Here is a 22,265-nt window from a genome sequence, read left to right on the forward strand (position 1 = left end):
CGGCCCGCCTCAAGAACGAGGCGGGCCACGGGGCTCACCCCGTCGCGTCAGGGCGAGGCCTCGCGCGTCGGAGACGACCGCGGTGTCGCCGTCCGTGTCCGTCCTGGCGATCGCGGCACCGACCGCCCCCAGATTGTCCAAAGTGGACTTATTCGGGTGACCGTAGGTGTTTCCGGCGCCGACACTCACCAGCGCGGCCCGCGGCGCGACGGCGTTGAGAAAATCCGGTGCCGTGTAACGACTTCCGTGATGCGGGACCTTCAAGACCTCGGCACGCAGATCGGCGCCCTCGGCCATCAGGTCGGCCTGGGCGGCGAGTTCGACGTCGCCGGTCAGCAGCAACCGGCCCGCCGGGGTCCCAGCACGCAGGACGACCGAACCGTTGTTGATCACCGTGCCGTCCTGTTCGAGGACCGAGCGCCGGGTGACGTATCGCGGCCCGAGTACGTCCAGCGACAGTCCGGGCCAGTCCAGCCGTTGCCCGATCCCCAGTTCCAGCAAGGGAATCCCGCGGCGCGCGGTCTCGTCGGCGACCTGCCGCCACGCCCAGGCGGGAGCCCTGCCCGGACCGACGGCGACCGCCCCGACCGACCGGCCCTCGAAGACGGATTCGAGGCCTCCGATGTGGTCGGCGTGCAGATGGCTCAGCACGATCAGCGGAACGCGGTCCACCCCTAACCTGCTGAGGCATTCGTCCACCGGTCCTGGTTCCGGCCCGGTGTCGACCAGGATCGCCCTCCCGGGCTCGGCCGTGGCGAGGACGACGGCGTCACCCTGTCCGACGTCGCAGGCGACGGCGCTCCACGACGCCGGTGGCCACGCCGGGGCCAGCACCCGCACCGGCACGAAGACGAGGAGCCCACCGGCCAAGGCGAGCGCCAGCAGGATCCGGCCGTGACGCAGCCTGATGGCGACGAGCAGCACGACGAGCAGACCGGCCGCCAGCAGCCCGCCCCACCAGCCATCCGGCCAGTCCACGACCGCTCCCGGCGCGCGGGCGCCATGGCGGGCCACGGTGATGAGCCAGCTCGCCTCGGGTTCGGTCAGGCGGACGAGCAGCCTCCCCGCCGACGGCCACCATGGTCCGAGGACGGTCGCGAGCACACCGAACACGGTGGCCGGGGCGACCACGGGCGCGGCGAGCACGTTGGTCACCACCGAAACGAGACTGACCGATCCCGCCATGCCCGCGATGACCGGCGCCGTCATCACGAACGCGGCCAGCGGGATGGCCAGCCCCTCGGCGTAGCCGGCCGGAACTCCGCGTCCGACCAGCCACTCCGCCCACCTCGGGGCCAGCAGTACCAACCCGGCCGTGGCCAGCACCGAAAGCGCGAACCCGAAGTCGGCGGCCATCGCGGGATCGGCCACGACGAGCCCCGCCACCGCGAACGCCAGCGCGGGCAGCGCCGAACCCCGGCGCCCCAGTGCGAGCGCCAGCAATCCGACCGCCCCCATCACCCCGGCGCGGAGCACGCTGGGCGCGGGCCCGGCGAGGACCACGAACCCGGCGAGCCCCGCGGCGGCCGCGGCGGCGGACGTCCGCGGCCCGACCCGGAGCACTCGCAGGAGGAGAAGGATCGAGCCGCAGACGATCGCCACGTTCCCACCGCTCACGGCCATCAGGTGGGACATGCCGGAGTCCGTGAACTCGCGCTCGACCCTCGGGGACAGCGTGCTCGTGTCCCCCACGACCAGTCCGGGCACCAGACCGGCCTGCTCCTCCGGGAGGACGGCGCACAGGTCCCGGAGCCCGGTGCGCAGCGATTCCGCGGCTCGCTGCCACCAAGGCGCCGGGCCGAGGGCCGACGGCGGACCCCGCACCGAGAGGACCGCGACCGTCAGTTCGGCCCCCTCGGCCGGCGCGAGCCGTCCGGAGGCGGTGACCTGCTGCCCGGGCAACAGGTCCGTCCACCCCTCGGCGGGAGCGAGCAGCAGGATTCGGCCTGCCGAATCCACCACCCGCTCCGCCGCCACCACGGCGTCCACCGTCGCGGCGATGACCACCAGGCGGGTGCCTGCCCGGCGATCGGCGTATCCGGCACCGCGGACCGGACGTGGCCGCTCGGTGACCACCACCCTCATGGTGGCGTCGCTCCCCCGTGCGGCGGCGGCACGGAGGTCGTCGTGCTCGGCGGCCCGGATCCGCAGCGCCACCGGACCGGCGGTGAGCACCCCGAGGACCGCGAGCACGCCCAGGCCCGCCACCCACCGGGACGCCGTCCGGCGGGCACGGACACCTGCGGCGATCGCGAGCACCACGGCGGCCGCACCGCAGAGCATCGTGATCCACCAGCCGCCGAGCAACCCGGAGAGAGTGCCGAGCCAGGCCGTCGCCGCGGCCGGTATCAGCCGCAGATCCTGACCTCGCCACGACGTGGTGTCCACTTCGGACGGATCGGCGGACGGGTTCATCCGACGGACACCAACTCCCGGATCTTCTTGAATTTGGATTCGCCGATCCCTTCTACGTCACGGAGTTGCTCGACCGTGGTGAACCCGCCGTGCCCGGACCGCCAGTCGACGATGCGTTTGGCCATCACCTCGCCGACCCCGGGCAGGGAGTCGAGTTGCTCGGCCGTGGCCGTGTTCAGGTCGAGCTTCCCGGTCGGTGTTCCTGTTCCGGCCGCGGCCGGAACAGGAACACCCACGGCCACCTGCTCGCCGTCGGTGAGCCGCCGGGCCAGGTTCAGCCCGGTCAGATCCGTTCCGGGCGGTGCCCCACCGGCCGCCGTGAGGGCATCGGCGACCCGTGCGCCCGGAGGGATCGTGACCAGGCCGGGTTTGAGCACCCGGCCGACGACACTGATCACCAGAGGCGCCTTGCCCGCCGCGGCGGGGACGTCTCCGGCGGCCTTGGCCGATGGCAGAGGCGGCGGGGTCTCCGCCCCTGGCCGGTGTCCGAACAAAGCGATCGCGCCGGTCACGATCACGGCCACCGCGATCAGCACGGCCACCACGGCCAGCCACCGCCGGTTCACCGGAACCCCGTCCGCCGTGAACCGGGCGGGCACCCAGCGGCGAACGAGCCTGCCCGAAGGCGGGCCCTGGGCGGCGGGCGGCGACAGCTGCGCGGCCAGCCACGCCAGCCTGGCGTTGGCGGAGGAGCCCGGTGGACGGGCGGTTTGGTCGAACACGTGACCGACGCTACGGAGCGGGGGTGGCGGGCGGCAGTGGAGAATCGCGAGGCTGTGGACAAGTGGGGTGTTGTGGACAACCCGGCCTCGGGCGGGGCCGGATCACCGGTTTCCGTCGGGGCCGTGTGGGATGGTGGCGGGTTTCCCTAACCCACCCGCTGGATCACGACACCGAGCACGCCTGGACCGGTGTGGGCCCCGATGACGGCGCCGATCTCCGACACCACGCACCCCTCCGGGCAGTCGATGGACTCTTCCAGCCGGTTGGCCAGTTCGACGGCGCGTTCCGGCGAGGCCAGGTGGTGGACGGCGATGTCGGCGAGTCCGCCGTCCGCCGCTTTCACGGCGAGTTCGACCAGTCGCGCCACCGCGCGGTTCATCGTCCGCACCTTTTCCAGCGGCTGGATCTTGCCCTCGGACATGTGGAGCACCGGTTTCACCGCGAGCGCCGTGCCGAGCAGGGCCGCCGCCGGGCCGATCCGCCCGCCACGGCGCAGGTATTCGAGGGTCTCGACGGCGAACAAGGTCTCCGAGCGGCTCACCGCGTCGACCGCGGCGGCCTCCACCTCGGCCGGATCGGCCCCGTCCGCGGCGGCGCTCGCCGCTCGCAGGGCGGCGAAACCGAGTCCCATCGCGGTGCTGCGCGAATCGACGACGCGCACCTTGTCCGGCCCGACCTCCTGGGCCGCGAGCACCGCCGCTTCCCAGGTCCCGGACAACTCACGGGACAGATGGACCGACACGACGGCGTCCGCGCCTTCGGCCAGCGCCGCGCGGAACTCCTTGACGAACTCGGCGGGGGTCGGCCGGGACGTCGTCACCATGCTGCGTTTGCCGAGCGCTTCGGCCAAGGCCGCGGGGCCCATTTCGACGCCGTCGAGGAACACGACGCCGTCCACGAGGACGTGCAGCGGGACCACCCGGATCCCGTTCCGTTCGGCGAAGCCTTCCGGCAGGTGGGCGGTGGAATCCGTGACTACGGCGACCGACACGGCAGTCAGCCTACGTTGCCGCGGGGCGCAGCACCGGGGCCATCAGGCGGGCCATTTCCGCGCCGACGGCGGCATGTCCTTCCCAGCCCCAGTGCATCCCGTCCGGATTGCCCCGGCCGCTCAGCACGTGATCGCCGACGACGGCCGCGAGATCGAGGAGCGGGACGTCCGCGCGGCGCCCCCAAGCGGCCATGGCCGCGGCGGCACCGGAACGGGCGGTGTGGACGCGGCCGTAGGAGTCGGACCGGTGCACGGACGGCAGCATGCCGAAGATCGGCAGGTCCGGTCGCAGCACCCGCAGGGCTCCGACGGCCTCGTCGAGATAGCGGACGGTCAGCTTCGCCGGAAGGACCGCCGGACGTCCCCGGAAGGCGACGGCGAGCCGTGGCTGGGCCGCCAGATACGTCTTGCGCACCACCCGCCGCAGCTGGTCGGGTCGCAGGTAGCGCAGCCCGGTCCGCAGATAGGTGGGCAACGGCGAAGGCAGGGTGTCCATGCTTCCGATGGCCAGCACCACGGCGTCGACGTGGTGGAGGTCGGCCCAGACCCGCGGATCGCCGGTCAGGGACCACCAGGCGTCACGGGCGTTCCAGCCGAACCCGGCGACGAGGTCCGCATCGCCACCGAGCGCTTCGGCGGCGATATTGGGCCACAGGCGCGCGTCGTCGGCGGCGAGCGGGCCGTCCGGGCCGTGGAAGCTGAGGGAATCGCCGAACACCAAGAGGCGCGGGGCCATGGATCAGCCGGTGATTCCCGCGTTGTAGGCGGCCAAGCGCCAGTTGCCGTCACGCCGGGCCAGCTCGACCCAGTGGCAGTTCGCGATCCCGCCCAGCGACGGCCAGGACGGGACCGGCAGGCCGAGCAGCTTCGCGGTCAGCGCGATGATCAGGCCGCCGTGCGTGGCCAGCAGGACGGCGTCGCCGGCGTCGGAATTGGCCTGGTCCAGATCCGCGACGACCTCCAACGCGCGTTCCGCGACGTCCACCCGCGACTCGCCGCCCGGCGGCGCCCAGGTCGCGTCGACCCGCCAGCGTGCGCGTTCCCCGGGGTACGCTTCGTCGACCTGCTGGCCGGTGAAACCCTGCCATTCACCCAGATGGGTTTCCCGCAGGCGCTTGTCGATCCGCAGGGGGACGCCGATGGCCTCCGTGAGCACGGTGGCCGTGTCGGTCGCGCGGCGAAGATCCGAAGCGATCACCAGGTCGGGTGAAAACCGGGCGAGTGCGGGTACGGCGAACCTGGCCTGGTTCCAGCCGACCGGCGTCAGCGCGGAGTCCAGATGCCCTTGCATCCGGCCCGCCGCGTTGTAGTCGGTCTCGCCGTGGCGCCAGAGCACCAGGCGCCGCGGACTCACGAGGCGCCTTGCGCGTCGGCGGGGTCCTCCTGATCCGGCATGGTGAGACCGGCGACCTCGATACGAGGGCAGTCCTTCCAGAGCCGCTCGAGACCGTAGAAGGAACGCTCCTCCTGGTGCTGGACATGGATGACGACGTCGACGTAGTCCAGCAGGACCCAGCGGCCTTCGCGGGCGCCTTCGCGGCGGACCGGCTTGTGCCCGCCGAGCCGCAGCTGCTCCTCGACGTTGTCGACGATCGCGCCGACCAGTCGCTCGTTGGGCGCGGACGCGATCACGAAGGCGTCGGTGATGACCAGCTGGTCGGACACGTCCAGCACGACCACGTCGCTCGCCTTCTTGTCCGCCGCCGCATGGGCGGCCGCTACGGCCAGCTCTCGTGCCTCGGACGTGGCTGTCACAGTTCTCCTCAAAAGATGGCTTTACTCGCAGGTGCGCCCGACGAGAGTACCCGGTCAGCCACGGCGGTCCTTGCGATAGAGGTCCTTTTTGGCGATGTAGCGCACCACACCGTCGGGGACGAGGTACCAGACGGGTTCCCCGCCTTCGACCCGTTCGCGGCAGGCGGTGGACGAGATCGCCATCGCGGTCACCTCGACCAGGCTCACCTTGCCGCTCGGCAGATGCTGCGAATTGAGCCGGTAGCCGGGCCTGGTGACGCCGATGAAATGCGCCAGATCGAACAGCTCGTCGGCGTTGCGCCAGGTGAGGATCTGTTCGAGCGCGTCCGCACCGGTGATGAAGAACAGCTGGTCGTCCGGGTATTCCGCGCGCAGATCGCGCAGCGTGTCGACGGTGTAGGTCTGCCCGACGCGGTCGATGTCGACCCGGCTGACCGAGAACACGGGGTTGGACGCCGTCGCGATCACGGTCATCAGGTAGCGGTCCTCGGCCCGCGTGACGACCCTGTCGGACTTCTGCCACGGCTGGCCGGTGGGCACGAAGATGACCTCGTCGAGCGCGAACCGGGACTGGACCTCACTGGCCGCGACGAGGTGTCCGTGGTGCACGGGGTCGAAGGTGCCGCCCATGACCCCGATCCTGCGTGGTGACATGGGTCGTGAGCCTATACACCGCACGAGGCTCCACGCTCGGGTCGCCGGACCCACCGACCGGGCGTGATCTGGATCACATTACCCTCGGTTCCATGGATGAACGGTCCGTTCACGACATGCCGATCGCGACTTCGTCGGTGGCATGGGGTAGAGGTGGGGACGTGGACACATCGACTCTCCGGGACCGCGCCGAGACCCTCCTCCGGGCATTGGCGGGCGATGGCGCCCGGCTGCGCGAAGACCAGTGGACGGCGATCGAGGCGCTGGTCGCGCACCGCCGTCGCGCGCTCGTCGTCCAGCGCACCGGCTGGGGGAAGTCGGCGGTGTACTTCCTGGCGACAGCGTTGCTGAGGGAACGCGGCGAAGGCCCGACCGTGATCATCTCGCCGCTCCTGGCGCTGATGCGCAACCAGATCTCCGCGGCCGCGAGGGCGGGCATCCGCGCGGTGACGATGAACTCCGCGAACCCGCAGGAGTGGGATCAGGTCCAGGCCGCGATCGCGGCAGGCGAGGTCGACGTCCTCCTGGTCAGCCCGGAACGGCTGAACAACCCCGACTTCCGCGACACCGTCCTGCCGAAGCTGACCGCGAGCGCCGGTCTGCTCGTGGTCGACGAGGCGCACTGCATCTCGGACTGGGGCCACGACTTCCGGCCGGACTACCGGCGGCTGCGGACACTGCTGAAGGACCTGCCCGAGGGTGTCCCGGTGCTCGCCACCACCGCGACCGCGAACGACCGGGTGGCGACCGACGTCGCCGAGCAACTCGGCATCGGCAACGGGGGCGGCACCCTCGTCCTGCGCGGGACCCTGGACCGCGAAAGCCTCCACCTGTCGGTGGCCAAGCTGCCGACTTCGCAAGCGCGGCTCGCCTGGCTGGCCGAACATCTGGAAGAACTGCCGGGCTCCGGGATCATCTACACGCTCACCGTCGCGGCCGCGCACGACGTGGCGGGACTGCTGACGGAGCGCGGTTACCCCGTCGCCGCGTACACCGGCAAGACCGATCCGGCGGACCGGCAGGCGGCCGAAGACGACCTGCTGAACAACAACGTCAAGGCGCTGGTCGCCACTTCGGCACTGGGCATGGGATTCGACAAGCCGGACCTGGGATTCGTCGTCCACCTCGGCGCACCGTCCTCGCCGATCGCGTACTACCAGCAGGTCGGCCGTGCCGGACGTGGTGTCGATCGCGCCGAGGTGATCCTGTTGCCCGGCCACGAGGACAAGGACATCTGGGCGTACTTCGGCTCGCTGGCGTTCCCGGACGAACTACGGGTGACGCAGGTGCTCAACGCACTGGCGTACGCGGACCGTCCACTGTCGACACCCGCGCTCGAACCGTTCGTCGAGCTTTCCCGTTCGCGGCTGGAGATGGTCCTCAAGGTGCTGGACGTCGACGGCGCCGTCCGCCGGGTGAAGGGCGGCTGGGAAGGCACCGGCGAAGAGTGGCGCTACGACAAGGAACGCTACGCGCGGGTGAGCGCGGCACGGACCAACGAGCAGAACGCAATGCTCGCCTACCTCGAAACCACCGGCTGCCGGATGGAGTACCTGCGAAAGCAGCTGGACGATCCGGAGGCGACGCCTTGCGGACGGTGCGACAACTGCACCGGAAAGCATTGGGACACCACTATTTCCGAAGACGTCGTCGACGCCACCCGGCAACGGCTGCGCCGCCCGGGGGTCGAGGTCGCGCCCCGGAAGATGTGGCCGACCGGGATGGCCGGACTGGACGTCCCGTTGTCCGGACGGCTGCCCGCCGGAGAACAGGCCGAAACCGGCCAGGTCGTCGGCCGGGTGACCGACGTCGGCTGGGGCACCCGGCTGCGCGAACTCGTCGGCCCGTCCGCGGCGGACGCCGAACTCCCCGATCCGGTCTTCCAGGCCTGTATCGAGGTACTCAAGGGCTGGCAGTGGACGGAGCGCCCGGTCGCGGTGGTGGAGGTGCCGTCCGCCACCCGGCCTCAGCTGGTCCACAGTCTGGCGACGAAGCTGGCCTCGATCGGACGGCTGGAATATCTGGGCGCCATCACCTCCGCGGGGCCGCCTCCGCGTCAGGCGAACAGCGCGCAACGACTGGCCGACCTGTGGAAGCGGCTCAGCCTTCCCGAGGAACTCGCCGCCAGGGTCGCCGCGGCCGAAGGCCCGATCCTGCTGGTCGACGACCTGATCGACACCGGGTGGACGGTGACCCTGTCCGTACGCCTGCTGCGCCAGGCCGGGGCCCGTGCCGTCTTGCCGTTCGCTCTCGCCAGCACCTCGTGACCCAGGAGCCGTAAGCCGGAAGACACCCCGGCGACCACGAACCGATCCCGGCATTCGACAGGTTCTTTCCCGCACGGGGACTTTCTGGCAAGGTTCCGTCCACGCGCGAGTACGGAGGTACCGATGGCGGACGCACCGACGGAGCGGCTGGGGCATCGGCTCCCGGTGAAGAAACTGTTCGCCGCCAGTGTCGGGAACGCGCTCGAGTGGTTCGACTGGACCATCTACGCGACCTTCAGCATCTACTTCGCCAGCGAGTTCTTTCCGAAGGGCAACGAAGCCCTGGCGTTGATCAACACCTTCGCCACGTACGCGCTGGCGTTCTTCTTCCGGCCGCTCGGCGGCATGTTGCTCGGCCGCTTCGCCGACATCAGGGGCCGGAAGCCGGCGATGATCCTGACCATCGTGCTGATGGCGGGCGGTTCGGTGGCCATCGGGCTCCTGCCGACGTTCGATCAGGTCGGCTGGCTGGCCCCGATCCTGTTGCTGCTGGCGAGGGTGGCGCAGGGACTGTCACTCGGCGGCGAGGTCTCCAACGCTTCGGCGTACTTGGGTGAGATCGCGCCGCCTTCCCGTCGCGGGCGATACTCGGCCTTCTTCTACATCTCGACCGGTTCCGCCGTGCTGATCGCCTCGATCCTCGGTTTCGTGCTCGCGCGGACGATGTCCAAAGCGGACCTGACCGCGTACGGCTGGCGGATCCCGTTCCTGCTCGGCGGAGTTCTCGGCATCATCGGCTTGTGGCTCCGGCGCAGCCTCGTCGAAACCGAGATCTTCGAAGAGAAGAAGTCCACCGCGCGCCGGGTCGAGCGACCGCTGCGCACCACTCTGCGCGAGCACCCGCGCGCGGTCGTGCAGCTCGTGGGCTTCTCGATGCTGTCGACCCTTTGCTATTACACGTTCTTCAGCGCCCTGACCTCGTTCGCGGTCAAGACCCGCAAGGCCGACGACGTCGACGTGTTCCTCGCGTTGTCGATCGCGACGGCGTTGTTCGTCGCGCTCCAATACCCGATGGGCGCGCTGTCGGACCGCTTCGGCCGCAAACCGCAGCTGCTCGTCTGGGCGGCGGCGACCGCGATCCTCATCGTCCCACTGTCCACTTTGGTCAGGCCGGGGCTGCCGGGGCTGCTGGTCGTGTTCTGCGTCGGACTTTGCCTGTACACGGCGATGACGTCGATCGCGCCCGCGATCATGAGCGAGCTGTTCCCCACCGAGCTGCGCGGTCTGGGCATCGGCGCCTGGTACAACCTGACCGTCGCGCTGTTCGGCGGCACCGCTCCCCTGGTGCTCACCGCGCTGTCCGACGCCGGGTTGTCGACGCTGTTCTTCTGGTACGTGGCCGCCGGTGCGGCGATCGCGTTCTTCGTCATCCGGACCCTGCCGGAAACCAAGGGCAGCGACCTGCGCTGAAAACTCCGTCGCCCACGACGCGGCTGGTGGCTACCCTCGCGCTCCTACGACGAGCGTGAAGGAGGGGCACCGTGTTGTTCGGCGATGTGAGCGAGGAATTGGCGCGACGCGTGGTGGAGGCCCTTCGCCACGTCACCGACATCGAGCCGCCTGCCGTGCTGGTCCGGGTCTCCTCTCGGAGCGGGGTCGACTACCAGTGCGATCTCGCGATGAGCCTCGGCAAACGGCTCGGCAAGCCGCCGAGGGAGATCGCCGCCGACATCGCGCTGCACCTGGATGTCGCCGATCTCGCCGAGCCGCCGGAGATCGCGGGGCCGGGTTTCCTCAACTTCACGCTGCGCTCGTCCTGGCTGGAAGACCGGACGACCGCGCTCAACGGTGACCCGCGGCTGGGCGCCGTGGCAACGCCGCGACCGCGGCGGATCGCCATCGACTACAGCAGCCCGAACGTGGCGAAGGAGATGCACGCCGGACACCTCCGGCCCACGGTCATCGGCGACGCTATCGCGCGGCTGCTGCGGTTCGCGGGCCACGACGTCATCCCGCACAACCATCTCGGCGACTGGGGTACCCCGTTCGGCATGCTGATCGAGCATCTGCTCGACGAGCGCCCGGAGGGCCCGTACACGATCGGAGACCTCAACGGCTTCTATCGGGCCGCCCGGTCGAAATTCGAGGCGGACGAAGACTTCGCGACCCGGTCGAGGGAGCGTGTGGTCCTCCTGCAAAGTGGCGACGAAGAGACCTTGTCGTTGTGGCGGCATCTGGTCGACGAGTCGACAAGGCATTTCACCCAGGTCTACGAACTCCTCGGGATCGGCCTCTCGAGCGCGGACGTCTACGGCGAGAGCTTCTACAACCCGTTTCTCGCCGCGGTCGTGGACGAGCTGACCGCCGCCGGGCTGACCGAGATCAGTGACGGCGCCGTCTGCGTCTTCCCTGACGGCTTCCGCAACCGGGAAGGCGATCCGCTGCCGCTCATCGTGCGCAAGCGCGACGGCGGTTACGGCTACGCGGCCACCGATCTCGCGACCCTGCGGTACTGGACGGAACAGCGGGAGGTCACCGATCTGCTCTACGTGGTCGGAGCGCCGCAAGCACAGCACTTCGCGATGGTGTTCGCCGTCTGCCGGGCCGCCGGCTGGCTCCGCGAGGAGCACCGGGCCGAGCACCTCGGGTTCGGCTCGGTGCTGGGAGAAGACGGCCGGGCCATGAAGACCCGGGCCGGCGAGTCGGTCCGGCTTTCCGATCTGCTCGCCGAAGCCGTTTCCCATGCCGCCGAAGTGCTCGAAGACCGGGGCGACCTCTCCCCCGGGGTCAGGGACGAGGTCGCCAGGGCGATCGGGATCGGCGCGATCAAGTACGCCGATCTTTCCGGCGATCGTGAGCGTGACTACGTCTTCTCCTGGGAGCGGATGCTCTCCAAGAACGGGAACACCTCGGTCTATCTGCAGTACGCCCACGCGCGGATCCGTTCCGTGCTGGCGAAGGCGGATCAGGATCTCATCGGTGCGCGGATCCTGCTCGGCCATCCCGCCGAGCGGGCACTGGCGCTCGCCTTGACCCGCTTTCCCGAGGCGATCGGCGCCGCGACCACCGGGTATCTTCCCCACAAACTGTGCACGTACCTCTACGAAACCGCTGTCGTGTTCTCGCGGTTCTACGAACAGTGCCCGGTGCTGGGCGCGGAAGGACCCGGCCTCCGCGATTCGCGCCTGCTGCTGGCCGAACTCACCGCGAAGACGCTGGCGCTGGGTCTGTCCCTGCTGGGCATCTCCACTCCCGCCAGGCTATGAGGTGCCCTGATCACTGAAGGCCTTGCGCTTCAACGGAGGGACGGCCTGGAAGAGGCGGAACATCCCCCGTGCCATCGCGCGGCCCACCCGGTTCTCCGACACGAACTGGCGCGCGCTGCGTTCCGAATCGCGCACCGCCGCGAAGCCGTAGTCCCGCATCTGCCGTTCGTAGTCGGCGACCGCGGTGCGCACGTCGTCGGTCTCGCGCGCCGCGACGAGGTTGCGGCTCAACAGGCGCGCGTCCCGGAGCGCGGTGTTCGCGCCGATGCCGCGGAACGGCGTCATGCTGTGGATCGCGTCGCCGAGCAGGGTGATGTTGCTCGTCGGCCACGGCGCGACGGGCTTCGACGTGAAGACCGGCAACCGGGACACCGAGCCCGCGGGCGAGCCGGCGACCAGTTCCTTGAACGCGGGATCCCAGCCGTCGATCAGGTCCAGCACGAGAGCCCGCAGAGCTTCACTGTCCAATGAGGACACACCGTCCGGGTAACGCCGGTTGTCCGCGGCGAAAGCCCACATGATGTAGCTCGACGTGTTGTCGAACAGGACGGGGTCGTAACTCGCGGTCTCGTCATTGACCGACGCGGTGCCGTCCAGCTCGTGCGGCGCGCTGAACAGTCCCGTGCCGGCGCGTGGCATCACCAGACTCGGGCCGTCGGTGAGCCTGACGGGCAGGCGTTCCCGGGTCTCGGCGGTCAGCGGATGCTTGCCCGCGATCGCGACGATCCCGGTGTCCACCCGTTCGGCTTCGGGAAGAAACTGTCTGCGCACCCGGGAATTGGCCCCGTCCGCGCCGATGACCAGATCGGCCTCGACGGTGCTCCCGTCGGCGAACTCGCAGACGACCACCTCCCCTTCACGGCGGTAGCCGACGAACTCCTTGCCGTGGTGCAGAACTCCGTCGAGCCCGTCGGACAGCACCTGATGCAGGCTGATCCGGCTGACCGAGTGGTGGTTCGACGCGGGATCCGGGCTCCAGGTCAATTCGCTGTCGATCACCATCAGGTCTTTCAACCGCTCGGTCACGAAGCTGAACTCCCCGCCCGTGGTGCCGGTCATCGCCAGGAACCGTTCCCAGAGTTCGGATGGCAGGCATTCGTGCAGCGCGGCCGAACCCTGCGGATTGATGTGCACGCGATAGCCCTGCAGCCGCTCGGTCCTGGTTCGGCTGCGCTCGTGGACGGACACGTCGGCCCCTGCCTTGCGCAGCCCGTGCGCCAGGCAGAGCCCACCCGTGCCGCCGCCGATGATCGCGATCCTCGTGGTCATGGGATCTCCTCTCTCCGCCGATCACTATCAACCAAGCGGATAATAAAGTCAACCAAACGTTTGAAAGAGTCAGCGGCTAAGGTGACCCCATGTCCGAAGCCGCCCCGCGCAGTCCTCGTCGCGCCCCCGTCGAACGCCAGCGCGACCCCGAGCGCACCAAGACACAGCTCTTGGAGGCGGCGAAAAGCGAGTTCGGCGCGAAGGGCTACGCGGCGGCACGCGTCAGCGAGATCGCCGCGAGGGCGGGCGTGAACAAGCAGCTGATCTCGTACTACTTCGGCGGCAAGGAAGGCCTCTACAACGCGCTGACCGCGACGATGTACGACGACTACGTCGCGGCCTCCGAGCACGACATGCCGTTCGCGGAGTCGATCCGGTTCTTCGTCCAGTCGGGGATCCGGGACCACGATCTCGCCAAACTGTTCCTCTGGGAGAACCTGACCGACGGCGCCCCCGACGCGATCGGCGTCGAAGGCCAGCGCGGCTTCCTCGAGCGGCAGGTGGAGTACGTGCGGGCCCGCCAAGCCGCGGGAGACTTCCCCGCCGACCTCGATCCGGCGTTCCTGCTGGTGATCTTCATGGCCGCGGCCAGTGCCACGCTGGCGTTCCCCCGCGTCGTCCGGGCCGTCTCGGGCCAGGATCCCCAGTCGGCCGAGTTCGTGGAGGCCTACGGCGAGCAGCTGGCACGGCTCATCGGTCACCTCGCCGATCCCGGGAAGCGATAGCAAAGGTCCCTTGCTCCCCCCGCCGCGGAATCACTTGAACCTTTCGGACGCCTTCCGGACTAGAGAGAGTGAGACGAGGGGGAGGTGGCCGGTGTGGGACAAACGAGAGACGCCGACTTCAGTGAGTACTTCGCGGCCCGCGTACAACGATTCCGGCGACTGGCGTTCGGCATGTGCGGCGACTGGCACGGCGCCGAGGACCTGGTGCAGGCCACGTTCATCCAGCTGTACCGGCGTTGGCGGCGGATCAGGCCGGACACGGTCGACGCCTACGCCCGCCGGATCCTGCTCAACCTCTTCCTTTCCCGAAGGCGGAAACACGGCCGGGAGCTGGTGACCTCGGCGCCTCCCGACCGAGCCGCGCCACCGGGCTACGACAGCCACGACCGGATCGACCTCGAACGGGTGCTCAGCGGCCTGACACCGCGCCAGCGCGCGATGGTCGTCCTTCGCTTCCTCGAAGACCTTTCGGTCGCCGAAGTCGCCTCGTTGCTCGGCATCGCCGAAGGCACCGTCAAAAGCCAGACCGCCCGCGGGGTCGAGGCTCTGCGCGCCGTCCTGCCCTCCCCGACGAGCAAGGAGTAGTCATGGAAGACCACGATGTCCGCTCCGCGCTGAAGGAGTACGTGACCGAAGCGGAGCCGCCGATCGGGCTCACCGGCGAGGGCGTGCTCACCGCGGGCAGGCGGTCCCGGCGACGCCGTCTGACGACCATCGTCGCGGTGATCGCGCTGGCCGTGGCGGGATTCCCGGTGGGAACCGCACTCATCACGCTTCCCGACCGGGCCGAACCGGCCTCGACCTCACCCTGCGGTGAAAAATCATCCACGGAGACCCCGAAGGCGGTGACCGCTCGCTTGGAGTGCTTGCTCGACCAGGCGATCCGCACCTATGTCACCCCGGCGGACCCGCTCAAACTGGAGGCCTATCCGGCGACGGGCAAGACGCTTTACGTCATGTCGGCCGAGGTGAGCGACCGGACGGGTTCGCTCTTCGTGGACCTGGCGACCAACGACGGCACACTGCTTTCGGCGGGAACCGCTTGCGAGGTCCAGGAGCCGACTCCGACCACGTGCACGGCGAGCCTGATCCGCGGCGGAACCCTCGTGGAGACGACGATCAGGAAGCCCCGCAACCCTGACTTCGTCATCTACCAAGCCGCCTATCGCACCGCGGAGGCACTCGTCGTCGTCAGTTCCAGCAACTCCACCGAAGCGGGAACGGACGAACAGCCGTTTCCGCCGGGGCAGCGCGAACTGCCTCCGCTGACCCAAGCCCAGCTCCGCGAGATCGCCCTGACCCCGGGCCTGGTGCCCTAACGACGCAAGGGGACGAGGTCATCCGCGTGGACGACCTCGCGCCGCTGCTCGGCGGGGAGGTCGTGGCTGGAGCGGCCGATGAGATCGGGCAGTTCGCCCGCGTCGAAGGCCACGACCCCTCTCGCCACGGTCCGCTGCCGGAGGTCGACCAGGTCGACGACGTCGCCCGCCTGGAAGTCCCCTTCGACGCCGGTGATCCCGGCGGCGAGCAGGGAACGGCGGCGACGGACGACGGCCGAGACCGCGCCGTCGTCGAGGTGCAGTTTCCCGGACGCGCCCGCGGCGTAGCCCAGCCAGAACCGGCGGGCCGACAGCCGGGAGTCCGCTGCGGCGAACGCCGTGCCGACCTCGGCGGTGGTGAGGGCGCGTGCGGCTTCGGAAGCGGCGGCGAGCAGGACCGGGATCCCGGCGCCGGCGGCGGTGCGGGCCGCGGCGAGCTTCGAGACCATGCCGCCGGTGCCGAGCCCGGAGCTCGACATGCCGACGGTGATCCCGTCCACATCGGACTCCCCGGCGACCTCGGCGATCTTGCGGGTCGCGCCGTCACGGGGGTCTCCGTCGTACAGACCGTCCACATCGGACAGCAGGACGAGCGCGTCGGCGCCGATCAGGTGGGCCACCAGCGCGGCCAGCCGGTCGTTGTCGCCGAAGCGGATCTCTTCGGTGGCCACGGTGTCGTTCTCGTTGACCACCGGAACCGCGCCGAGGGCCAGCAAGCGGGTGAACGTGTTCTGCGCGTTGCGATAGTGGGCCCGGCGCACGACGTCGTCCGACGTCAGCAGAACCTGGCCCACCGTCAGGGAAAACCGGCCGAACGACTCGGCGTAGGCGTGGGCAAGCGCGAGCTGCCCGACACTGGCCGCGGCCTGCTGGGTGGCCAGGTCACGCGGTCGCTTGCCGAGCGCGAGCGGCGCGAGTCCCGCGCCGATCGCCCCCGAGGACACCAAAACGATCTGAGTGCCGCGAGAGACCCTCTCGGCGATCGCGTCCACCAGCGCGTCCAGCCTGGCCACGTCGAGACCGTCACCGGCGGTGGTCAGCGCGGAGGAACCGACCTTGACGACCACCCGCTTCGCGCCGGCGATCGCATCACGGGCAGAGCTCACTCGTCGTCCGTCTCGTCTTCGACACCGTCCGGGCCGTCACGACGGATCCGGCGGGCTTCCTTGCGATCGGAGGCACCGATCCGGCTGTTGTTCTCCAGCCGCACATCCGTGCCACGGCCCGACATGTGCACCGCGACCCCGGCCGGGGTCGACGGCTCCCATTCGAACTGGACGTCGCCGATGGTGACCGGGCTGCCCGGCACGGCTCCCTTGCGGGCCAGCGCTTCCTCGACGCCGAGGCGCTGCAACCGGTCCGCGAGGTAGCCGACGGCCTCGTCGTTGGCGAAGGTCGTCTGGCGGATCCACCGCTCCGGACGGACACCGCGCACGATGAAGGCGCCTTCCTCCTCCGGGTCGAGCTCGACGGTGAAGCCCGCGTCGTTGACGGCCATCGGCCGCAGCACGACCTTCTCCGGCTCCGGTTCCGGCTGATCGGCGCGGTACTTCTCGACCACGGCGGCGAGCGCGTAGGTCAGTTCCTTCAGCCCCTGGCGGGACGCCGTGGAGATCTCGAACACACTGAGCCCGCGGGCTTCCAGCTCCGGGCGGACGAACTCGGCGAGTTCGGCGGCGTCCGGGACGTCGATCTTGTTGAGCACCACCACCCGCGGCCGGTCGGCGAGGTCGCCGCCGAGGCTCGGGGTGTAGCGGGCCAGTTCCTCTTCGAGGGCGTCCAGATCGGACAGTGGGTCGCGCCCGGGATCGAAGGTGGCGCAGTCGATGACGTGCACCAGCACCGCGCACCGCTCGATGTGGCGCAGGAAGTCCAGGCCGAGGCCCTTGCCTTCGCTCGCGCCGGGGATCAGGCCCGGCACGTCGGCCATGGTGAACACGGTCGACCCGGCGGTGATCACGCCCAGGTTCGGCACCAGGGTGGTGAAGGGGTAGTCGGCGATCTTCGGCTTGGCCGCGGACAGCACCGAGATCAGCGAAGACTTGCCCGCGGACGGGAAGCCGAGTAGGCCGACGTCGGCGACCGAACGCAGTTCCAGGACGAGGTTCCGGCTCTCCCCCGGCTCGCCCAGCAGCGCGAATCCGGGCGCCTTGCGCGTGCTGGAGGCCAGCGACGCGTTGCCGAGACCGCCACGGCCGCCCTGGGCGGCGATGAAGGTGGCTCCGGAGCCGACCAGGTCGGCCAGGATCTCGCCGTCCTCGGTCATCACGACGGTGCCCGACGGGACGCGCATCTCCAGCGTGTCGCCCGCCGCGCCGGAGCGGTTGCCGCCCTGGCCCATCTTGCCGTTGCCGGCGCGGGCGTGCGGGCGGAAGTGGAAGTCGAGCAGCGTGTGCACGTTCGGATCGACGATCAGCAGCACGTCGCCGCCGTTGCCGCCGTTGCCGCCGTCCGGGCCGCCGAGGGGCTTGAACTTCTCGCGGTGCACCGAGGCGCAGCCGTTCCCACCGTCACCGGCGGTCAGGTGGATCACCGCGCGGTCCACGAAACGGGACGCCATGACTTGCCTCTATTCACTCGCGAAAAAGGGATACATAAAACAAACGAGGGGTGGGCCCGGATATTCCGGCCCACCCCTCGTCAGAGGTCTAACTAGAAGCCGAGGTTCAGGCTTCGGACGGCACGATGTTGACCGTCTTGCGGCCACGCTTCTCGCCGAACTGGACCGCACCGGCGGCCAGCGCGAACAGCGTGTCGTCGCCGCCGCGGCCGACGTTCACGCCGGGGTGGAACTTGGTGCCACGCTGGCGGATCAAGATCTCGCCCGCGTTGACTTCCTGGCCGCCGTAGCGCTTGACGCCCAGTCGCTGCGCGTTCGAATCGCGACCGTTGCGGGAGCTGGACGCACCCTTCTTGTGAGCCATGGCTCAATCCTCTTTCTGACGAAGATCCGGAGAAAGTTCTACTTGGAGATGCCGGTGACCTCGACGCGGGTCAGCTTCTGCCGGTGACCCTGGCGCTTGTGGTAGCCGGTCTTGTTCTTGAACTTGTGGATCCGGATCTTCGGACCCTTGGTCTGCTCGACGACCTTGCCGGTGACCGAGACCTTCGCCAGAGCGTCGGCGTCCGTGGTGACGTCGCCACCGTCCACAAAAAGGACTGCGGGGAAGGTGTGCTCGGTACCCGGCTCGCCTTCGAGCTTCTCGACCTCGACGACGTCGCCGACGGCCACCTTGTACTGCTTGCCGCCAGTCTTGACGATCGCGTACGCCGACACGGAAGTCTCCTGCTTACTCGACAACGGGTGGGGGCTTGCGTGACCGGCCCACCGGATCTCTCTCGGTGGTCCATGTTCCGCGCAAGGTGCCCGCCGCTAAGTGGCGGGCCGTTCTACAGGTTACGGGGGGCTCCCCGGTGCGATCACACCGGGGTGCCCCTCGGTGTTCACTAGCTCTTTTCCGACGCCTTGACCGGGGGACCGGCCGGCCGTGAGGCCGTCCGTCGCGGACGACGGCGGGTGGTGGAGCGACCGGCCGGGGCCGGGACGTCCACCTCGGGTTCGGTCTCCTCCTGAGCCGCCGGAACCTCGGGCTCGGAAACCTCTTCCGTCACAACGGTCTCAGGAGTCACCGGAACCTCGGGGGCTTCGGGCTCCGGGCTCGATTCCCGGACTGCGGCGACCTCTTCTTCGCGCGCGGCCGGAGCCTCGTCGTCCGGAGTCGTCACCGGTTCACCGGCGAGCTCGGTCGCGGGTGCCTCGGCCACCGGCTCGGAAACCGGCTCAGCGGCCGCCTCGGCCGCCTGCTCGACGGTCGCCTCGGTGATGGGCTCCGAAGCTTCCTTCGCCGGCTCAGCGGCCTGCGGGGCGTGGCCGTTGAGCGCGGCGCCTTCGACGTTCTCGGTGACCTCGTGCGGGTGCTCGCCCTTGGCGGCCTTGGCGGCGTTGGCGACGGCGTGGACCGCCGAAACCACCGACTCGCGCTGGCCGGAAGCCGGCGGAGCCTCGGTCTTGGCCGCCACGGGCTCGTTCTGGCCCTGGTCTTCGCCCTTGTTTCGGCCGCGGGACCGGCGGGAGCCCTGCTCCTTGCCGCCCCCACCACTGCCGCCACTGCCACCACTGCCACTGCCGCCACCATGGCTGTGACCGTTGCCACCGCCACCGCCACCGGTGCGCTGCGGTTCGGTCGAGACGACCACGCCGCGGCCCTTGCAGTGCTCACACGGCGTCGAGAAGGCCTCGAGCAGCCCGGTGCCGATCTTCTTGCGGGTCATCTGCACCAGGCCGAGGGAGGTGACCTCGGCGACCTGGTGCCGGGTGCGGTCGCGCCCGAGGCATTCGGTCAGGCGGCGCAGCACCAGCTCACGGTTGGATTCGAGCACCATGTCGATGAAGTCGATGACGATGATGCCGCCGATGTCCCGGAGCCGGAGCTGGCGGACGATCTCCTCCGCCGACTCCAGGTTGTTCCTGGTCACCGTCTCCTCGAGGTTGCCACCCGATCCGGTGAACTTGCCGGTGTTGACGTCGATGACCGTCATCGCTTCGGTGCGGTCGATGACCAGGTAGCCACCCGAGGGCAGCCAGACCTTGCGGTCCAGCGCCTTGGTGATCTGCTCGTCGATCCGGTGGTCGGAGAAGGCCGAACCGGTGCCCGTGTACCGCTTGACCCGGTCGGCCAGGTCCGGCGCCACGTGCTGCACGTAGTCGTAGATGGTGTCCCAGGCCTTGTCGCCCTGGATCTCCAGCTTCGCGAAGTCCTCGGTGAACAGGTCGCGCACGACCTTGACCAGCAGGTCCGGCTCTTCGTAGAGCATGACCGGGGCGCTGTTCTTCTTGCCGCCGTTGCCGGCTTCGGCCTTCTCCTTGATGACGTCCCACTGCGCCTTGAGGCGGCGGACGTCGCGGTCCAGCTCTTCCTCGACGATGCCCTCGGACGCGGTGCGGATGATCACACCGGCGTCCTCGGGGACGATGCGCTTGAGGATGTCCTTCAGGCGGCGGCGCTCGTTCTCCGGGAGCTTCCGCGAGATGCCGGTGGCACCGCCCGCGGGCACGTAGACCAGGAAGCGGCCGGGCAGCGAGATCTGCGTGGTCAGCCGGGCGCCCTTGTGCCCGACCGGGTCCTTGGTGACCTGGACCAGCACGGAGTCACCGGTGGAGAGCGCCTGCTCGATCTTGCGGGCCTTGCCCTCGAGACCGGCGGCGTCCCAGTCGACCTCACCGGCGTAGAGCACGGCGTTGCGGCCGCGGCCGATGTCGATGAAGGCGGCCTCCATCGACGGCAGCACGTTCTGCACGCGGCCCAGGTAGACGTTGCCGACGATCGAGCCGGTGCCCGACGACGTCACGAAGTGCTCGCACAGGACGCCGTCCTCGAGCACGCCGATCTGCGTGGACTCGCCCTTCTCGGCGACGACCATGGTGCGCTCGACCGACTCGCGGCGGGCGAGGAACTCGGCCTCGGACAGGATCGGCGCGCGGCGGCGGCCCGCCTCGCGGCCGTCCCGGCGGCGCTGGCGCTTGGCCTCGAGCCGGGTCGAGCCGCGCACGCTGCGGACCTCGTCCCGCGCGGGACGCTCGGTCTCGGCGGCCTTGGCCTGGCGCACGTGGACGACCGTGTTGGGCGGGTCGTCGCTGGTGGACTCGGCGTTGTCGTCGTCCCCGCCCTTGCGGCGGCGACGGCGACGGCGGCGCTTGCTGCCGTTGTCGGAATCGGCGTCATTGTCCGAATCGGACTCCGCTGAATCAGAGGCGGCCGACGCCTCTTCGGCGGTCTCGGACTCGGCCTCGTCTGCGTCCTTCTCGTTCTTGTCGCTCCGGTCCTTCCCCCGCGGCTGACGGCCGCGAGGAGGCTCGGGCTGCTCGTCTTCGTTCTCGGACTCGGCCGAGTTCTCGTCGCCGCCCTTGCCGCGGCCACGGCCACGACGCCCGCGACGGCGGCGGCGACGGCCGTTGGCGTCGTCACCGTCGTCGTCACCGTCCTGGTGATCGGCCTGATCGGCCGGTGTCTCGTCCTCGTCGGTGACGGTCTCTTCGGTCGGGGTGAAGGCAGGCTCCGGCTTGCGGACGGGCTTCGCCGCGACCGGCTCCGGCGGCAGGAACACCGGCGACGGCGCCGCGAACACCGGAACGTGCACGGCGGCCTTCGACGGCCTGGTCGACCGCTGCGGCTGCTCCGGGGTCACCGGGGCGGCCAACGCGGGCGGGACACGCTTCGAAGGCGCCTCCTCCTGCGGGGCGGGCTCCGGCTTGACCTCGGGCTTCGCTTCGGCCTTGACCTCGGGCTCGGGAGCCTTCGGCGTCTCGGCAGGAGCTTCTGCGGGAGCCTCGGCGACCGGGGCCGCTTCGGCGGTCTCGGGCTCGTCTCCGCCGGTGAGGGCCTCGGCGAGCTTGATGGCCACATCGCGGGTGACGCTGGACTGCGCGCTGCGGACGGTCTCGCCGAGCTCACCGAGCTTGGCCATCAGTTCACGGCTGTTGGATCCCAAGAGCTTCGCCAGGGCGTGCACCCGGATCCGGGGAGGCAGTTCGGCCAGCTGGCCTGCGATGGGTGTGGCGGTATTCCCGCCGGTGACGGCGGGTGTGTCCGCGTTCGACATATATCTCCTCCGCCCCCGGGCGCGTCGGCTGGCTCACACCGGCTCGACGCGGCCGCGCAGGGGCCCCTTTCTGTTCGTTCCGCCGTGGTGGTCACCAGCAGCGGGAATCCTTGCCCGGCACCGCGACGGCGCCGGGATTGTCCGGGCGCCGCGTACGGCTGAAGGTCTGCTCGGCGGAGCGCTGGCCACGTTCGCGACATCGGGCCGCCCGCCACGTCGTCGAGCCGCATGCAGCGGCGACGCGTGTGGAGGATGTGCAGCACACCACCGGGCCACGAGACCGCGAGCACCACCTCTCACGTGTGCCCGTCGGCCAGCGGCCAACGCGAGTATCCCACACC

Annotated in this window: 19 protein-coding genes; 6 read left to right on the top strand and 13 right to left on the bottom strand. The window is 69.9% G+C overall.

Annotated elements, in window-relative coordinates:
• Positions 1–9 precede the first annotated feature (9 nt).
• The 7 genes from ACZ5IK_RS17910 to nadD form a co-directional block, all read right to left on the bottom strand.
• Positions 10–2,415: a ComEC/Rec2 family competence protein gene (locus ACZ5IK_RS17910; protein ID WP_465488677.1), complete on the bottom strand. Its 2,406-nt coding sequence runs from the start codon at positions 2,413–2,415 to the stop codon at positions 10–12.
• Positions 2,412–3,137, bottom strand: a complete 726-nt coding sequence (locus ACZ5IK_RS17915; RefSeq protein WP_465488678.1) for a ComEA family DNA-binding protein — start codon at positions 3,135–3,137, stop codon at positions 2,412–2,414. Before ACZ5IK_RS17915 ends, ACZ5IK_RS17910 begins: the two co-directional genes overlap by 4 nt.
• 146 nt (positions 3,138–3,283) lie before the next feature.
• Complete coding sequence (locus ACZ5IK_RS17920) at positions 3,284–4,129, bottom strand: DegV family protein (RefSeq protein WP_465488679.1); 846 nt, start codon at positions 4,127–4,129, stop codon at positions 3,284–3,286.
• Between the two features lie 10 nt (positions 4,130–4,139).
• A complete protein-coding gene (octT, locus tag ACZ5IK_RS17925) occupies positions 4,140–4,865 on the bottom strand; it encodes a diglucosylglycerate octanoyltransferase (RefSeq protein ID WP_465488680.1) in 726 nt (241 codons plus the stop codon).
• A 3-nt stretch (positions 4,866–4,868) separates the two neighbouring features.
• Positions 4,869–5,483: a histidine phosphatase family protein gene (locus ACZ5IK_RS17930; protein WP_465488681.1), complete on the bottom strand. Its 615-nt coding sequence runs from the start codon at positions 5,481–5,483 to the stop codon at positions 4,869–4,871.
• On the bottom strand, positions 5,480–5,884 hold the full coding sequence (gene rsfS / locus ACZ5IK_RS17935; protein ID WP_101606014.1) for a ribosome silencing factor: 405 nt from the start codon (positions 5,882–5,884) through the stop codon (positions 5,480–5,482). Before rsfS ends, ACZ5IK_RS17930 begins: the two co-directional genes overlap by 4 nt.
• Positions 5,885–5,938: 54 nt before the next feature.
• A complete protein-coding gene (gene nadD, locus ACZ5IK_RS17940; protein WP_076166208.1) occupies positions 5,939–6,538 on the bottom strand; it encodes a nicotinate-nucleotide adenylyltransferase in 600 nt (199 codons plus the stop codon).
• A 161-nt stretch (positions 6,539–6,699) separates the two neighbouring features.
• Here nadD and ACZ5IK_RS17945 point away from each other — a divergent pair, with 161 nt between their 5' ends.
• From ACZ5IK_RS17945 to argS, 3 genes are all read left to right on the top strand, one after another.
• Entirely contained in the window at positions 6,700–8,805 is a 2,106-nt protein-coding gene (locus ACZ5IK_RS17945) for a RecQ family ATP-dependent DNA helicase (RefSeq protein WP_465488682.1), read from the top strand.
• 123 nt (positions 8,806–8,928) lie between these two features.
• Positions 8,929–10,215, top strand: a complete 1,287-nt coding sequence (locus ACZ5IK_RS17950; RefSeq protein WP_465488683.1) for an MFS transporter — start codon at positions 8,929–8,931, stop codon at positions 10,213–10,215.
• Positions 10,216–10,286: 71 nt separating this feature from the next.
• Positions 10,287–12,011, top strand: coding sequence for an arginine--tRNA ligase (gene argS, locus ACZ5IK_RS17955; protein WP_465488684.1), 1,725 nt, complete (start codon positions 10,287–10,289; stop codon positions 12,009–12,011).
• Here argS and ACZ5IK_RS17960 read toward each other — a convergent pair.
• Positions 12,006–13,280 (bottom strand): FAD-dependent oxidoreductase, encoded by a 1,275-nt coding sequence (locus ACZ5IK_RS17960; RefSeq protein ID WP_465488685.1) that lies wholly within the window; start codon positions 13,278–13,280, stop codon positions 12,006–12,008. The two genes, argS and ACZ5IK_RS17960, sit on opposite strands and share 6 nt — an antisense overlap.
• 89 nt (positions 13,281–13,369) lie before the next feature.
• Here ACZ5IK_RS17960 and ACZ5IK_RS17965 point away from each other — a divergent pair, with 89 nt between their 5' ends.
• From ACZ5IK_RS17965 to ACZ5IK_RS17975, 3 genes are all read left to right on the top strand, one after another.
• Entirely contained in the window at positions 13,370–14,005 is a 636-nt protein-coding gene (locus ACZ5IK_RS17965) for a TetR/AcrR family transcriptional regulator (protein ID WP_465488686.1), read from the top strand.
• Between the two features lie 93 nt (positions 14,006–14,098).
• Complete coding sequence (locus ACZ5IK_RS17970; protein ID WP_465488687.1) at positions 14,099–14,590, top strand: SigE family RNA polymerase sigma factor; 492 nt, start codon at positions 14,099–14,101, stop codon at positions 14,588–14,590.
• A gap of 2 nt (positions 14,591–14,592) precedes the next feature.
• On the top strand, positions 14,593–15,324 hold the full coding sequence (locus ACZ5IK_RS17975) for a hypothetical protein (RefSeq protein ID WP_465488688.1): 732 nt from the start codon (positions 14,593–14,595) through the stop codon (positions 15,322–15,324).
• Here the strand turns inward: ACZ5IK_RS17975 and proB are convergent.
• The 5 genes from proB to ACZ5IK_RS18000 all read right to left on the bottom strand — a co-directional run bounded on the left by proB (position 15,321) and on the right by ACZ5IK_RS18000 (position 21,924).
• A complete protein-coding gene (gene proB, locus ACZ5IK_RS17980; protein ID WP_101606007.1) occupies positions 15,321–16,430 on the bottom strand; it encodes a glutamate 5-kinase in 1,110 nt (369 codons plus the stop codon). The genes ACZ5IK_RS17975 and proB overlap by 4 nt on opposite strands.
• Entirely contained in the window at positions 16,427–17,884 is a 1,458-nt protein-coding gene (obgE, locus tag ACZ5IK_RS17985; RefSeq protein WP_465488689.1) for a GTPase ObgE, read from the bottom strand. Before obgE ends, proB begins: the two co-directional genes overlap by 4 nt.
• A 106-nt stretch (positions 17,885–17,990) precedes the next feature.
• Positions 17,991–18,248: a 50S ribosomal protein L27 gene (rpmA, locus tag ACZ5IK_RS17990; RefSeq protein ID WP_003067129.1), complete on the bottom strand. Its 258-nt coding sequence runs from the start codon at positions 18,246–18,248 to the stop codon at positions 17,991–17,993.
• A gap of 38 nt (positions 18,249–18,286) precedes the next feature.
• Positions 18,287–18,601: a 50S ribosomal protein L21 gene (rplU, locus tag ACZ5IK_RS17995; protein WP_005158538.1), complete on the bottom strand. Its 315-nt coding sequence runs from the start codon at positions 18,599–18,601 to the stop codon at positions 18,287–18,289.
• A 170-nt stretch (positions 18,602–18,771) separates the two neighbouring features.
• Positions 18,772–21,924: a translation initiation factor IF-2 N-terminal domain-containing protein gene (locus ACZ5IK_RS18000; RefSeq protein WP_465488690.1), complete on the bottom strand. Its 3,153-nt coding sequence runs from the start codon at positions 21,922–21,924 to the stop codon at positions 18,772–18,774.
• Positions 21,925–22,265: the final 341 nt, after the last annotated feature.

It is taken from the genome of Amycolatopsis sp. NPDC031561 (assembly GCF_055580625.1).

Bases quoted from the DNA above. Each gene is read 5' to 3' on its own strand.
- ACZ5IK_RS17910 (WP_465488677.1), bottom strand. From the start codon at position 2,415: ATGAACCCGTCCGCCGATCCGTCCGAAGTGGACACCACGTCGTGGCGA.
- octT (WP_465488680.1), bottom strand. From the start codon at position 4,865: ATGGCCCCGCGCCTCTTGGTGTTCGGCGATTCCCTCAGCTTCCACGGC.
- nadD (WP_076166208.1), bottom strand. From the start codon at position 6,538: ATGTCACCACGCAGGATCGGGGTCATGGGCGGCACCTTCGACCCCGTG.
- ACZ5IK_RS17950 (WP_465488683.1), top strand. From the start codon at position 8,929: ATGGCGGACGCACCGACGGAGCGGCTGGGGCATCGGCTCCCGGTGAAG.
- ACZ5IK_RS17960 (WP_465488685.1), bottom strand. From the start codon at position 13,280: ATGACCACGAGGATCGCGATCATCGGCGGCGGCACGGGTGGGCTCTGC.
- ACZ5IK_RS17965 (WP_465488686.1), top strand. From the start codon at position 13,370: ATGTCCGAAGCCGCCCCGCGCAGTCCTCGTCGCGCCCCCGTCGAACGC.
- ACZ5IK_RS17975 (WP_465488688.1), top strand. From the start codon at position 14,593: ATGGAAGACCACGATGTCCGCTCCGCGCTGAAGGAGTACGTGACCGAA.
- obgE (WP_465488689.1), bottom strand. From the start codon at position 17,884: ATGGCGTCCCGTTTCGTGGACCGCGCGGTGATCCACCTGACCGCCGGT.
- rpmA (WP_003067129.1), bottom strand. From the start codon at position 18,248: ATGGCTCACAAGAAGGGTGCGTCCAGCTCCCGCAACGGTCGCGATTCG.
- ACZ5IK_RS18000 (WP_465488690.1), bottom strand. From the start codon at position 21,924: ATGTCGAACGCGGACACACCCGCCGTCACCGGCGGGAATACCGCCACA.